Raw genomic sequence first — 13,441 nt, 5'->3', positions numbered from 1 at the left:
TCTCCGACCAGCACGCCGAATGGGTGGGCCTGCTCCGGCCCGACGGCCCGTTCATCGCCGTCCCCGTCCTGACCGAAGCGCTGCCCCAGGGCCTGGACACGATCCCTGGCCACACCCTGGCCCGGCTGCGCCAAGCCTGGGACGAGGTGCGGGCGGCGCCCGACGTGCTCAACCACGGCTGGCAGGAGCTGGTGCTGCGCGAGCTGCTCCGGCTGGCCGGGCCGGCGATCGCGGAAGGTGAGCGCCTGCCCGACGAGGTCCGGCCGTTCGGCCCGGACGACACCCGCGCGCGGCCGGACGCGGTGGCCTTCAGCCCGGACGGTTCCGCCGAGCGGATGCACATCTACCGCCGCCCCTGGAACGAGGCCCTCACCAAAGCGGGCAAGCGGCAGCGCTCCGCCGTCGAGGAGGCGACCGACCTGTGCCGCAGGCGCGGTATCCCGCTCGCGCTGCTCACGAACGGCCCCTTGTGGGTCCTCGTGCACGCCCGCGCCGGCGAGGCGCCCACCGTGGTCGTCTTCGACGCCGACCTGTGGCTGGAGGAACGCGACCTGCTGCGCGCCTTCGCCACGCTGCTGAGCGCGCAGCGTGTCCTCAAGCCGCCGCGGACTCCGGACGGCTCGCACTCCGACAGCCTCGCCGCGCTCTTCACGCGAAGCGCCGAAGCTCAGGCCGAGATCACGAACACGCTCGGCTCGCAGGTGCTGCGCGCCGTCGAGCTGCTCGTCGGCGAGCTCTCCCGGCTCGACCGCGAGTCCGGGCGCGCCCTGTTGGCCGACGTGACGCCTCGTGACGCCTACCGGGCCGCGCTATCGGTCATGATGCGCCTGGTCTTCCTGCTGTACGCCGAGGACCAGAAGCTGCTGCCCGTCGGATCTGAGCTGTACGCGCGGTCGTACTCCGTCGGCGGGCTGTACGACCTGCTGAACGACGACAGCACCCGGCACGGGAAGGTCCTCGGTGACCGGCGGGCCGCGGCGTGGCCGCGCCTGCTCGCCACCTTCGCGGCCGTGTACGGCGGCAGCGAGCACGACGAGATGCGCGTCCCTCCCTACGGCGGAACGCTGTTCGACCCGCACCGCTTCCCGTGGCTGCCGGACATGCGGGTGACCGACCTGGTCGTCCACGAGATCCTCGACGCGCTGCTGATGCTGCGCCGGCCGGGCAAGGGCGCCGAGCGGCTCAGCTACAAGGGACTGAACGTCGAGCAGATCGGCCACGTCTACGAGGGCCTGCTGGAGTTCTCCTGCGTACGTGTCGATGAACCGTACGTCGGGCTCTTCGGGAAGAAGGAGCCCGAGCTGCCGCTCGCCGCCGTGGAGCAGGCGTACGAGCGGGAACGCGACTTCGCCGCCTGGGTGCGCAAGACCTGCGACGCGTCGGCGACCCAGGTCCGCAAGGCACTCGCCGCCGACATCACGGACGTGGAAAACCTGGACACGGCGGTCGACAACGATCGGCATCTCGCCGAGCGCGCCGCGAAGTTCGCCGGACTCCTCCGGCGTGATCTCCGCAAGTGGCCGACCGTCTTCCCCGCCGGATCGCTGATCATCACCAAGGTCGACGACCGGCGCTCCACCGGCACCCACTACACGCCGCGCAAGCTGGCCGAGGAGATCGTCGAGCACACCCTCGCCCCTCTGTGCTACTCCCCCGGTCCCGCCGACGGAGCGGAGCAGGGGGTCTGGCGGGCCAGGCCGTGGAAGGCGCTGATCGAGCTCAAGGTGCTCGACCCCGCAATGGGGTCCGGGGCGTTCCTGGTGTCCGCGTGCCGCTACCTGGCCGACCGGGTGATCGAGGCGTGGGACCGGGACGGGCTGCCGGACGAGATCGTGGACGCGGTCGGCCCCGACGCCGACCGGGACGACCTGGTGCTCGAAGCCAGACGCCGGGTGGCCGCCTCGTCCATCTACGGCGTCGACCGCGACGAACAGGCCGTCGAGCTGGCCAAACTGTCGCTCTGGCTCGTCACCCTGGCCAAGGACAAGCCCTTCTCATTCCTGGACCACGCCCTCCGCTGTGGTGATTCCCTGATCGGGGTCGTCTCCGAGGACCAGCTCACCGCCTTCGACCTCGACCCGGTGGCGGGACGCGCCAAGAACTCCCGCCTGACCAACACCCTGGCCGACACCACGAAAGCCGTCCTGAAGCAGGTGGAAGGGCTCCGCAAGCAGATCGAGGCCGAGCCGATCCGAGACGCCGAACACGGTAAGGACCTCGCCCGCAAGCTGTCTCGAACGGAGAACCTCACCAGCCGCCTCCGCCTGGCCGCTGACGCAGTGGTCGCGGCGGCGCTGGCCGCTGCGGCCGACAAGAAGCAGAACCGCCGGCCGCACTGGGAGGCGCAAGAGGACCGGGACGAGTACGGCAGGCGCCTGGCCGAGTTGGCCGAGGATGTCGAAGCGTCGTTCGAGGTCCACACCACCGAAGACGGCGAGGAGGAGCCGACGCCCGCCGCCCGCGACGCCTCGCACCGCGTCCGGGAACTCACCACCGCCACGCTCACCGACCGGCGCCACCCGATCCGCCCGTTCCACTGGCTGCTCGAATTCCCCGAGGCGATGCGCCACGGCGGCTTCGACGCCGTCGTCGGCAATCCGCCATTTGTCGGCGGGCAAAAACTCACCGGCAGCGTCGGCGACGACTACCGCGAATACCTGGTGGAATGGCTCGCGCACGGCAAACGCGGCAGCGCGGACCTGTGCTCCTATTTCCTCCTTCGCAACCTGTCACTTACCACGGCGGGTCGCACGGGCATCATCGCCACGAATACGATCGCCCAGGGGGATACCCGCGAGGTCGGCCTTGATCGGGTACACGCGGACGGATGGGCCATCTATCGCGCGGTTAAGTCCCAGCCATGGATCGGAACGGCGTCGCTGGAAGTGTCCCTGCTTTGGGCCGGCCACACGGGCAGACAGGAGCGCCTCATCCTCGACGGGCGTGACGTGACCGCCATCACGCCATCCCTTGACGAGAAATCCGGCGTCACCGGCAACCCATTCCGACTGATCGCCAACGCCGATCATTCGTTCATCGGATCCTACGTGCTCGGCAAAGGCTTCATCCTCGAACCCGACGCAGCTCAGGCGCTAATCGACCGAGATCCGCGAAACAAGGACGTCCTCTTTCCATACCTGACCGGCGAAGACCTCAACCAGCGCTGGGATTCCTCGGCAAGTCGCTGGATCATCAACTTCCACGACTGGAGCATCGAGAAGTCTCAGGACTACCCTGAACCGTTCGCCATTGTAGAGCGCGAAGTCAAACCGATCCGTCTATTGAACAATCGAAAGACCTACCGCGACTACTGGTGGCAGTACGGCGAGAAGCGCCCGGCCATGCTCGACGCAATCACCGATCTAGATCAAGTTATTGCGATCGCACTGGTCAGCCGATTGGCTATGCCATCCCTTGTCACCGCTAAGCAAGTCCTCGCACATAAACTCTGCATATTTTCTACCGATCGACTATCAATATTATCTTTACCCTCTAGCGCTTTTCACTACCACTGGGCTTGGCGTCATTCATCCACCATGAAGGCAGACCTCAATTACTCTCCTTCAGACGTGTATGAGACCCTTCCCCAGCCCCATCCGACGGAGAAGATGCAACAGGTCGGCCATGAGCTAAACGTTTTTCGCACGACCGTAATGTCGAAGCGACGCATTGGATTGACTGCGCTATACAACCTATTCCACAACAAATCCGAGTCAGCGCCCGACATAAGTCAACTTCGGGAGATCCATGCCGAACTGGACAGAACCGTGCTGGAGGCATACGCGTTAGACGAGGATCGAGAGCCTGCCATACGAGCCTTTGAGGCTAAGATTCCCTCTGCTTCACTGCCGCCCTGGGGGGAGATCGAACTCGGACACGGGTTCCACGGGACTCGGCAGGGTACCCGATTCACGATCAGCCCGGCGGCCCAGGCCGTGGTCCTGGACAAGCTTCTGGCGCTCAACCACTACCGCCACCAGCAAGAAATGCGAGAGGGCATCCAGCGCCCCAAGAAAAAGTCGAGGCCCAAGAAGCCAGGCGCAAGCCGTATAAGTGCGCCCTCCGCAGGCGCGTCCGCTCCGCGCACAGTCGCCCAGAGTACGCAAACGGAGCCCGAGCTAAAGGAAGTCCTCGACGACGGCCTGTTCCCGCCAGAAGGTGCCCTGTTCTGAAATCAAGGAGCAAGAGGAAGAGCAGAGACCCTGACCTTCGGTTCCCTGCTCTTCCTATCGATCAGGCAGTCACCTCGAACTTGCCGGATTTCACGCCTCCGAGGAATGCGTGCCATCCGCCGGAGCCGAAGGCGAGCACAGCGCCACGGGGCTTTTTGCTGTCACGAACGGCGATTATGTCACCGACCACAGCTACCTCGACGCATGCGCCATTCCCGCCACTTCGGCTACTTTTGCGCCAGACGGCGCGGGACAGGTCGGGCATCACTGACATCCAGCACTTCCTCTCACTTCAGCTCCTGCGCGAGCACGGCAGCCACCAGGGCACGTGTGGCCGCTGGACTTGAGGAGACAGCCCGAAGATGTTCAAACACCAGATTGTACCGCTTTATGTCCGTTTCGCTCTCCAGAAATAGGTCATTGGTCATGCTTTCGAGGTAGACGATGTCGGCGTTTCCCCGCTCGAACTGCATGATGATGAAACTGCCGTGCATGCCGGGATGCGCGCCTCCGACGAACGGCACCACCTGAAGGGTGACGTTGGGCTGGTCGGCAGCGTCGTGAAGCCTTTGAAGCTGCGCGCGCATGACCTTGCCGCCGCCGACATGGCGATGGAGAACGGCCTCGTCGATGACCGCCCACAGATGCGGCGGCTCGTCCTTCACGAGCAGCGCCTGGCGCTGCATACGGGCTTCGAGACGTCCGTCCACCTCATCCCGACTCGCCATAGGCAGTGTTCCTCGGATGACGGCACGGGCGTAGTCCTCCGTCTGGAGTAGCCCCGGGACGAACAGCGACTCGAAGTTGAGAAGGCGTCGACCCTCCTGCTCGAAGCTGATGTAGGCAGCGTATTGATCGGGCAATTCCGGCTCGAACGTGTGCAGCCAGCCACGCTCGTTGGACTCCTTGAGCAGCGCGGCGAGTTCACCACGTTGCTGACCATCAACGTCGTACAAGTCGAGGAGAGCCTTGAGCGTGCGTGCTTGAGGACGAGCGCGGGCCGTCTCAAGGCGATAGAGCGTCGCCCCGTTGATGCCGGTGCGTTCGGTTACCTCCTCCCTGGTCAGGTCCGCAGCGGTGCGGAGTCTGCGCAGCTCGGAAGCCAAGCGCCGAAGCCGGACGGTCGGGGTGTGACCTCGGGGTGACATATGGGGGTCCTCTCTCTGATGCCGCGAACGCGAACGCCTACCTTGCTTTTCCCTTGACGCGAACGCACAGTAGTCATTAGATTACCCATCGTCGCGATACGGCGTGGCCGAACCCCGTACTTCAAGGGCATCAACTCGGCACCGCCCCCTCCTGTCCAAGATCTCTCCCGATTGGGGCAGCACCGTGAACACAACGCGCGTCCGGGCGATGGAGCCACCCCCGATGAGCCGCCTCGCGCTGGCGGCACTCCCCGGCTCGGTACGCACCGCCCGCCGGCACGTCCACGACCTCCTGCGAGCATGGGAGCTTCCCCACCTCATCGAGGCCGCTGAGCTGGTGGTATCCGAGCTGAGCACGAACGCCGTCAAGGCGACCGGCCTGTCCACCGACAGCCCGAGCTACGGCGAGCTGTCCAACGGCCTCAACGCCATCTGCATCAGCCTCCACCTCACCAGCGCACACGCCGTGATCGAGGTGTGGGACTCCAGCGACAAGCCCCCGCGACGCGAGGACGCCGACCCGGACGACGAGGGAGGGCGCGGCCTGCTGCTGGTCGAGGCCTTCGCCACCCGGTGGGGGTTCCGCCGTCCCCGGACCGGCGGCAAGGTCGTCTGGGCCGAGATCCAGGCGAGTTCGCGCTGATCGGCGTAGTGTCCGTGACCAGCTCCGGAGGTCGCCCCTTGAGACTTGACGCCGAGCTGTACCAGGTCGCCGACGCGCTCCAGCGCGACACCCCCGACTGGGTGATCATGTGGGCGCCCTGGCGGCGAAAGTTCTGCGCCTTCTCCCGCCGGCCCCTCGCGACGAACCTGATCGTCCAGGCGACGACACCGGAAAGGCTGCTCGCCCTCATTCGTCAGGTCGAGGACGAGATGAGGGACGCCTTGTGATTCGGCGCTTCCCTGTTCACAGTGACGGTCATGGGCTGGTTTCGAGAGACGACAGAGCGGTGGCTTCGCATTCTCACCATCACGGGCGATCGATCACTGTCGATGGAGGAGCGACCTCGCCTGATCTCCAAGGTGAACGGCCCGATCGATCTCAACCCCAGACTCCGCCCCTACCGGTTCGCCTGGCAGCGGGCCGTTGCCGCCGAGGCGCTGGACGCCTCCACCATCGCCGCACGCACCACGCTCAACCAGTATTTGCAGGCCTCCCTGCTGACCACCGGGCTCCTCATCGGTCGTCTTCAGCAGGTGACCGGTGAATCCCGCGAGCAGATCCTGCAGGGGCTGTCGATCAGCGTCGACCAGTTCCTCTCCGCGCACGAGGAGAACGAGAAGGACGAGGAGGACGACGGCGATCCTGGCGCCTGACGAACTCACGGTCGAGCCAGGAAGGTCCATCCGACCGATGGTCAGCCTCGGGCTGGACCCTTCCGGCGACGCGCGGACACGCGACGGTGCAGGATTTCGACCGACGCCGCACCCACCAGCATCGCGACGACGAACCGGCCCCACCGCTTCACGGATGCGCGAGGGAAGTCCGGCCCCGGCGCGGAAGGAAGCACGGGAGGCGGGTCGGCGCGGTGGTACTCCTCGTCGAGGATCTCGTGAAAGCGGCGCTCACGGCGGGTGGAGGTGCTGGTGATCCGGAGATCCCGCACGTTGTTCCAGTAGCGGCGACCCGCCGGTCCGGAGAACAGTACGTGGGCGATGGAGCGCAGATGCTCGTCGGTGATGGTGCGCAACTCGTACTCCATGGACCACTGCGAGACGATGAGGTTGACGTACATGTGCTCGCGTGGCCCGTCGTGGTCATCGGAGTCGAAGAACGGACCCCAGGCGTGCCGGTAGAGCGGGTCTTCCATCGCCATCTTCATCAGATCGGCGTGCAGCATTCGCAGCGCCTGCTCGCGGGTGGCCTTGGCCTCACGTGCCTGGAGGAACAGCGACACGGAGACGCCGATGAGGGCGAGGACGGATAGGAGCGCCGAGGCCGCGCCGTACGTCTGGCCGATGAAGCTGAGGCGTTCCCAGTCACCGGCCCGCCCATCCAGCCAGTTGAGCGCAAGCGGGGACAGTGCGACCAGTGTGGAGATCAGAGTGATCACGATCAGGAGCAGGACGGTGATGAGGGCGCCTCGGGGGAAGCCGCGTGCCAGTAACCGGGCGGAAAGGCTATTTTGCGGCACGGAACGAAATACCGTCCGATCAGGTCGCGACCGTCGGGGGTGGGAGAGGCGCGATCTCTCGCTCGAAATAGCTCAGTAGATTCTCGCCCTTGTCATACAGCTCCGCAAGTTGGGCACGGCAGGCGTCGAGCACGGACTGGTCGTCGATACGCCGGCCGCCGGCGAGGATTCCGGCGTCGTCGTACAGGACCTCGTACATGGTCAGCCCGCCCAGAATCACCACTTCCGGCAGTTCGGCGGCGCTTTCCAGGTGGGCCACGGATTCGACGGGAAGGACCCGGATCTTCTCACCGGCCTCCACCCGGATCTTCAGGATCTGCATCTCCCACTGCAGGTAGGGGGTCACCGGCTTGTCAACGATCCGCAGCCTGCGCAGGTCCTGGCCCGGGTCCGAATGGACGGTCGGGCGCATCTCTTCCACAAGAGCCAGCGCGCGTTCCCAGCCGCCTCCGATCATGGCGACCCAACTCGGGACGTCGGGCTCCTGGAAGCTTTGCGCGCGCTCCAGCTTCCACAACGTTCCGCCGCCGAGCCTGTCGAAGTAGGGCCAGAATTCGTCGAGATAGGCGGCGGCCCCCAGACGATGGCCAGGGACGCCACGGACCCGGTCAAGCATGAGGAATCTCCGGTTTTGCGGCGATGAGCATGTTATGAGGGATTACAACGATGCGCTCATCGGCGGCGACGGATACATCGCTGGGCAGGCGTCCTGTGTAGGAAACCGTCACATCGCGGCCGATGACGGCGAAGTCGCCATTGTCCAGTTCCCAGATGTCTGGACAGGATGGACTGCTGTTGGTGTTGCCCAGTTCTAGCGCCGATCTGCCGATACGGCGTTTGAACTCAGCCGAAGGGTTCGCTTCCCATGGCCGGACCATCGCGTCCTCCATTTGTCAGGGCGATGTCCGTAGTCTCCCACGCTCGATGATCACAGACAACGAACGCCGGGGCGACATCCGACTCGCAGGGTGCCGTCCAAAAGGCACTTTTCGGATGTTCGGCAACTCGATAGCAGCGAAAGGACGATCAACGGCTGAATCCACGACCAGCATCCAGCCGGTCTTGACCTCCCGCCCGCCTGGACTGCGAAATGTCGCCGACGCCCTTTAAGGTGATCCGGTGAGCGAAAAGACGGTGCTGGCGCCCCCCGACGCCGCGCGGATTCGTGACGAGTTGCAGGCCCTGGTCGTCAGAGATCTGTACGGTCCGGAGGACGACGAGGCCGAAGAGTTCACCGAGCGGCCCACCGAGCGCTATCTCCTCGGCAGGCTCGCCCCCGAGGGCACAGTGATCGAGCCCGACGACCAGGACGACTCGGCCGACATCGACGGCGCAGATGTGGGCGAAGCCGACGCCGAGCCGTCGGCCCCCAATATCCCGAGCCTCGCGCCGTCCTCGCTCGGCTGCACCGTCTACGTCACCGGGGATACCGGTGAGCTGCGCGTCGAGGCCGCCTGGTCACATCACGAACGGGTCGATGACTCCTCGGTGGACCGGCCGAGGCGCGTCTGGCGGCGCGTGCCCATGCACGGGTCCGGTCGCATCACGCTCAGCGAAGGCGAGCTGCCGCCCGTCGAGATCTGCGCCGAGCCGAGGGTGATGGTCCGGGGCAGGGCCCGTCGTCACGGCGGCGACTGGCTGGTGTCGCTGTTCCTGGTGAATGCCACCGCCAAGCCCAAGCGCCTGGCGGACGGCGCCTGGCTGTTCCAGGTGCGCATGCGGGTGTCGGCGAACGACGGCGGGCCGGTGTTCCTGCCCCGGCCCCCCTCGGTCAGCGGTGGGGATGCGGCCGACCGATCCGAGCAGCGGCGCCTGGCCATGGCCTATCGCGACCGCCTGGAGTTCGCCGTCGGGCACAGCACCGCCGTCACGGCGGAACCGTCCACGGCCGACCCCGCTCGTGCCGTCGCGGTGCGCACGGTCTCCGTCCCCGAGTACGAGCTAGCGGCCACCGACGTGCCGTCCGCGAAGACGGATCTCGACCTCCCGGAGCTGGCCGACCTCGAACTCGACATGGGAGAGCTGGCGGAGCTCCCCCTCGATCGCCTGGTCGCGGGGCTGGCTCCGCTGGTGGTCGGCTACCGCTCGTGGATCACTCGGCAGAAACTCAGGCTCGAAGACCCCGACGAGGGCCTCGCCGACTACCGCACAGCGCCGAAGGATACGATCGCGGCGGCGGTACGTGCCGCGGACCGGATCCAGGCGGGCATCGAACTGCTCGTTTCCGACGAACAGGCCCTCACGGCGTTCCGGTTCGCCAACCGTGCCATGCGGTTGCAGCGCCTGCGTTCCCTGGCGGCGGCCCTCCGCCAGAAGGATCAGAATCTCTTCATCGATGACGCGATCCGTCAGGTCGACCTGCCGGAGAACCGCCGCTGGCGGCCGTTCCAGCTCGCCTTCCTGCTCCTGAACCTGCCCTCGCTCGCCGACCCGGCCCATCCAGAGCGAGGTGAGGGTGAGACCGCCGTGGCGGACCTGCTGTGGTTCCCCACCGGTGGCGGCAAGACCGAGGCGTACCTTGGTCTGACGGCGTTCACGCTGGCCATCCGGCGGTGCGGTGAGCCGGTCGGGCACCATGACGCGACGGCCGGGGTCGCGGTGCTCATGCGCTACACCCTCCGCCTGCTGACCATCCAGCAGTTCCAGCGGGCCACCGCACTGATCTGTGCCTGCGAGACGCTCCGCCGCGAGGACGAGACGACGTGGGGCCACACCCCCTTCCGGATCGGCCTGTGGGTGGGCGCCCGGGTCACTCCGAACAGGACCGACGACGCGATCGACTGGCTCAAGCAGAAGAGGAACACCGGCAAGAGTTCCTTCGTCCGCGCGGTCGGATCTCCGCACCAGCTCACCGGCTGCCCCTGGTGCGGCGAGACGATCGACGGTGGCCGGGACATCGACGTCGACCCGATCACCCGCCGTACCACGATCCTGTGCTCCAACGTCTACTGTGACTTCAGCTCCGTGAACGGCGAAGACGGGCTGCCCGTCCTGGTGGTGGACGAGGAGATCTACCGGCTGCTGCCCGACGTCGTCATCGCCACGGTGGACAAGTTCGCCCAGCTGCCCTGGCGCGGGGAGACACAGGCCCTGTTCGGCAGGGTGAGCCGGCACTGCGCCCGGCACGGGTACCTGACCCCGGACACCATGGCGAACGACTGGGAGCTGTCCTCGGCCACCTCCAAACACCCGGCGAAGGGTCGCCACCCGGCCGCAGGCATCGAGAGGCTCGACAACCCGCTCCGGCCACCGGACCTGATCATCCAGGACGAGCTCCATCTCATCTCGGGTCCACTCGGCTCCCTCGTCGGGCTGTACGAGACCGCGGTCGACCGCCTCGCCGTCTGGGAACGGTCGCGTGGCAGGCGCGTGCGCCCCAAGGTCATCGCGTCCACGGCCACCGTCCGCAGGGCGCAGCAGCAGATCGGCGCGCTGTTCGACCGGCGCACCGAGATCTTCCCACCCCCCGGCCTCGACATCGCCGACAGTTTCTTCGCCCGCCAGCGGCCCACGGAGCCCCAGGTGGCGGGCTATCGGCCGGGCCGGCGGTACATCGGCATCTGCGCGCACGGAACACGGATCAAGTCCGCGTTGATCCGTGTGTACGTCGCCACGCTGGGCGCCGCGCAGAAGCTGCACGAGATGTACGGCGCGAATCCGGTCACCGATCCGTACATGACGTTGGTCGGCTATTTCAACAGCCTTCGCGACCTCGGCGGCATGCGCCGCATGGTGGAGGACGACGTGTCCACCAGGCTTTCCCGGGCCGACCAGCGCGGCCTCGCACGCCGGTACGACCCGGTCGTTAAGGAACTCACCTCACGGCTGTCGTCCGGCGACATCCCCGTTGTGCTCGACCACCTGAGCCAGGCGTTCTCCCCCAAGCGCGGCCAGGGCGAGCGCCGCCCGATCGACGTCCTGCTCGCCACCAACATGATCGCGGTCGGTGTGGACGTCTCCCGCCTGGGGTTGATGGTCGTCTCCAACCAGCCCAAGTCGACCGCCGAGTACATCCAGGCCACCAGCCGGGTCGGCCGGGCCGACCCTGGGCTGGTGTTCACCGTCTACAACTGGGCTCGTCCCAGAGACCTCTCCCATTACGAGACCTTCGAGCATTTCCACGCGACGATCTATCGGCACGTGGAGGCGCTGTCGGTCACGCCGTTCGCCGATCGCGCCGTGGACCGCGGGCTGACCGGAGTGCTCACGGCGCTGGTACGCAACCTGGAAGAGACGTACAACGGCAATCTCCAGGCCGGCCGATTCGACCGGAACAGCGAACTCGCCGACCACGTCGTGCGCTACCTCAAGCGCCGATCGGCCCTGGTGGCGAGCGACAACGCGGTCGGCGTCGAAGTGGAGAGACAGTTGGACGCGCGACTCGACCACTGGCATGCCCAGCGGCGGGTGCCGGGGCGCCGGCTCGCCTACAGCGGTAAGGTTCCCGGTCTGCCCGACGATGTCGCCGGCCTGCTACGCCGGCCGGAAGAGGGTCGATGGCGTCAGATGACCTGCCCGACCTCGTTACAGGACGTCTCCCCCGGCATACGCCTTCTGCTGATGCCCGGTGGCGACGATCTCGCCATCGTCGACGAACCACCGTTCACCGCCGCCGGCCCCGAGCAGGAAGAGTTGTCATGACAGGGCAGACGCTCCGTGTCGGTGAACTGCGCCCCAACCAGCTACTGCATACCTACGGCATCGGCGCCATCGCTGACATGCCGAACCTCTCTGTCATCGTCTGCGGACTCGACGACTGGGACCCCGCCAAAGCGGCGATCGTGCGGGAAGACCGACTGCTCACCGCGATCCGCGCCGAGCTGGGAGCGCAGGTCGAAGCGTTGCGCATGCCTCCTTACACCCCGGAGACCTCTGACCCGTTCGGCGAATGGACCAGGGTCGGGGTGCCCGTCTGGTTGTTCCCTCGCTGGTTGCGATGTTCCGACGTCCGATGCAATCGGCTGGCCCCCGTCGAAACCGGCCTGTTCGAGCTACTGAGCAACCCCTTCTCCCCCGACAAGATCCGATACGTGCACGGCTGCCGAGGGCATGGCGGCAACCGGCCGACGGCCGTCCCCGCCCGGTTCGTGCTCGCCTGTGGACGCGGACATCTCGACGACTTCCCCTGGCTGTACTACGCGCACAGTGGCGTCATCCCCGCACAGGGAGACCACACGCTCACGCTCAAAGAAGTCGGCACCACCGGTGACGCCGCGAGCCTCTGGGTGAACTGCTCGTGTGGCATCCCTCCCAAGTCCATGGCGCAGGCATTCGGCGAAGAAGCCCTCAAAAACCTCCCTGGGTGCCGAGGTCGCAACCCGCACCTGCGGTCGTTCGAAGGGTGCGGCCAGGAGACGCGCACTCTCGGGCTCGGTGCCACCAACAGCTGGTTCGCGATGCAACTGCGCGCGTTCACCCTGCCGCAGGCCGAGGCGGAGGTCGATCAGCGTGTGGCCGAGAACTGGGGGGTCCTGCGGATCCTGGTCTCCCTTCCCGAGCAGGCGGCCAAACAGATCATGGTCACTCAGGCATGCTGGCCCGACCTGGAGCCTTATGGCGTCGACGAGGTCTGGAAGTCCGTCCTCCGCCGCTCCGACCAGGATGGCCGGTCCCCGGACGTCGACGAGCTCGACCTGATGACCCCCGAATGGGAGGCGTTCACCACGGCCACCGCGGTCACACTCCCCCCGAGGAAGCCGACCTGCTCCAACTGCCTCCGGGCGTCCCGATCCTCATGCACACGCGCCTCACCTACGACCAGGACGACCGGCCGGTCCAATATGACCAGAACGCCATGCGAGCCGACCGTCACGTCATGGACTACGACCTGCCCGCCGAACTTTGACCATCCCCATCGCAACGCACGCGGTGCGGGCCGCCTGAACCTCAAGACGGCCCGCCCCGCGCGAGGGGGAAAGAGGGCGTCACCGGAGAGCGAATCCTGAGCACGCCCCTAAGATCATTCTCATGGCCGACACCCCGGCGC

The 13,441-nt window shown here is 66.5% G+C and carries 11 protein-coding genes and 1 pseudogene; 7 read left to right on the top strand and 5 right to left on the bottom strand.

Going from position 1 to position 13,441, the window contains the following annotated elements:
* The first annotated feature begins 146 nt into the window (after nucleotides 1-146).
* Nucleotides 147-4,172 (top strand): DNA methyltransferase, encoded by a 4,026-nt coding sequence (locus tag AB0M95_RS18400; RefSeq protein WP_363765647.1) that lies wholly within the window; start codon nucleotides 147-149, stop codon nucleotides 4,170-4,172.
* A gap of 61 nt (nucleotides 4,173-4,233) precedes the next feature.
* Here AB0M95_RS18400 and AB0M95_RS18395 read toward each other — a convergent pair whose 3' ends face one another.
* On the bottom strand, nucleotides 4,234-4,437 hold the full coding sequence (locus AB0M95_RS18395) for a DUF397 domain-containing protein (protein ID WP_363765748.1): 204 nt from the start codon (nucleotides 4,435-4,437) through the stop codon (nucleotides 4,234-4,236).
* Between the two features lie 22 nt (nucleotides 4,438-4,459).
* Nucleotides 4,460-5,278, bottom strand: a complete 819-nt coding sequence (locus tag AB0M95_RS18390; protein WP_363765645.1) for a helix-turn-helix transcriptional regulator — start codon at nucleotides 5,276-5,278, stop codon at nucleotides 4,460-4,462.
* 265 nt (nucleotides 5,279-5,543) lie between these two features.
* Between AB0M95_RS18390 and AB0M95_RS18385 the strand changes: the two genes are divergently transcribed.
* From AB0M95_RS18385 to AB0M95_RS18375, 3 genes are read left to right on the top strand one after another with little or no spacing between them, the layout of a single operon-like run.
* Nucleotides 5,544-5,963, top strand: coding sequence for an ATP-binding protein (locus AB0M95_RS18385; RefSeq protein WP_363765643.1), 420 nt, complete (start codon nucleotides 5,544-5,546; stop codon nucleotides 5,961-5,963).
* Nucleotides 5,964-6,001: 38 nt separating this feature from the next.
* Nucleotides 6,002-6,211, top strand: coding sequence for a hypothetical protein (locus tag AB0M95_RS18380; RefSeq protein WP_363765640.1), 210 nt, complete (start codon nucleotides 6,002-6,004; stop codon nucleotides 6,209-6,211).
* Between the two features lie 30 nt (nucleotides 6,212-6,241).
* Nucleotides 6,242-6,637, top strand: a complete 396-nt coding sequence (locus AB0M95_RS18375) for a hypothetical protein (RefSeq protein WP_363765637.1) — start codon at nucleotides 6,242-6,244, stop codon at nucleotides 6,635-6,637.
* Between the two features lie 41 nt (nucleotides 6,638-6,678).
* Here the strand turns inward: AB0M95_RS18375 and AB0M95_RS18370 are convergent, their stop codons facing one another.
* The 3 genes from AB0M95_RS18370 to AB0M95_RS18360 are packed head-to-tail and all read right to left on the bottom strand — an operon-like array spanning nucleotide 6,679 to nucleotide 8,333.
* A complete protein-coding gene (locus tag AB0M95_RS18370) occupies nucleotides 6,679-7,455 on the bottom strand; it encodes a DUF6082 family protein (protein ID WP_363765634.1) in 777 nt (258 codons plus the stop codon).
* Nucleotides 7,456-7,474: 19 nt separating this feature from the next.
* Complete coding sequence (locus AB0M95_RS18365) at nucleotides 7,475-8,071, bottom strand: DUF6879 family protein (RefSeq protein ID WP_363765631.1); 597 nt, start codon at nucleotides 8,069-8,071, stop codon at nucleotides 7,475-7,477.
* Complete coding sequence (locus AB0M95_RS18360; protein WP_363765745.1) at nucleotides 8,064-8,333, bottom strand: hypothetical protein; 270 nt, start codon at nucleotides 8,331-8,333, stop codon at nucleotides 8,064-8,066. The genes AB0M95_RS18365 and AB0M95_RS18360 overlap by 8 nt, the downstream gene beginning before the upstream one ends.
* A 241-nt stretch (nucleotides 8,334-8,574) precedes the next feature.
* On the opposite strand from AB0M95_RS18360, the gene drmA reads away from it, so the two are divergent.
* The 3 genes and pseudogenes from drmA to AB0M95_RS18345 all read left to right on the top strand — a co-directional run bounded on the left by drmA (nucleotide 8,575) and on the right by AB0M95_RS18345 (nucleotide 13,300).
* A complete protein-coding gene (gene drmA, locus AB0M95_RS18355) occupies nucleotides 8,575-12,096 on the top strand; it encodes a DISARM system helicase DrmA (RefSeq protein WP_363765628.1) in 3,522 nt (1,173 codons plus the stop codon).
* Nucleotides 12,093-13,115, top strand: a pseudogene (drmB, locus tag AB0M95_RS18350) (DrmB family protein); the annotation flags it as partial. The gene drmA and the pseudogene drmB, both read left to right, overlap by 4 nt.
* Nucleotides 13,103-13,300, top strand: coding sequence for a UTRA domain-containing protein (locus AB0M95_RS18345; protein ID WP_363765743.1), 198 nt, complete (start codon nucleotides 13,103-13,105; stop codon nucleotides 13,298-13,300). The pseudogene drmB and the gene AB0M95_RS18345, both read left to right, overlap by 13 nt.
* Nucleotides 13,301-13,441 lie beyond the last annotated feature (141 nt).

Source organism: Sphaerisporangium sp. NPDC051017, from assembly GCF_040683095.1.
Lineage (GTDB): Bacteria > Actinomycetota > Actinomycetes > Streptosporangiales > Streptosporangiaceae > Sphaerisporangium.
This window is presented reverse-complemented; position numbering and strand designations above follow the sequence as displayed.

Coding starts and splice junctions, on each gene's coding strand:
- AB0M95_RS18395 (WP_363765748.1), bottom strand. CDS start 4,437: ATGCCCGACCTGTCCCGCGCCGTCTGGCGCAAAAGTAGCCGAAGTGGC.
- AB0M95_RS18385 (WP_363765643.1), top strand. CDS start 5,544: ATGAGCCGCCTCGCGCTGGCGGCACTCCCCGGCTCGGTACGCACCGCC.
- AB0M95_RS18375 (WP_363765637.1), top strand. CDS start 6,242: ATGGGCTGGTTTCGAGAGACGACAGAGCGGTGGCTTCGCATTCTCACC.
- AB0M95_RS18365 (WP_363765631.1), bottom strand. CDS start 8,071: ATGCTTGACCGGGTCCGTGGCGTCCCTGGCCATCGTCTGGGGGCCGCC.
- AB0M95_RS18360 (WP_363765745.1), bottom strand. CDS start 8,333: ATGGTCCGGCCATGGGAAGCGAACCCTTCGGCTGAGTTCAAACGCCGT.
- AB0M95_RS18345 (WP_363765743.1), top strand. CDS start 13,103: ATGGGAGGCGTTCACCACGGCCACCGCGGTCACACTCCCCCCGAGGAA.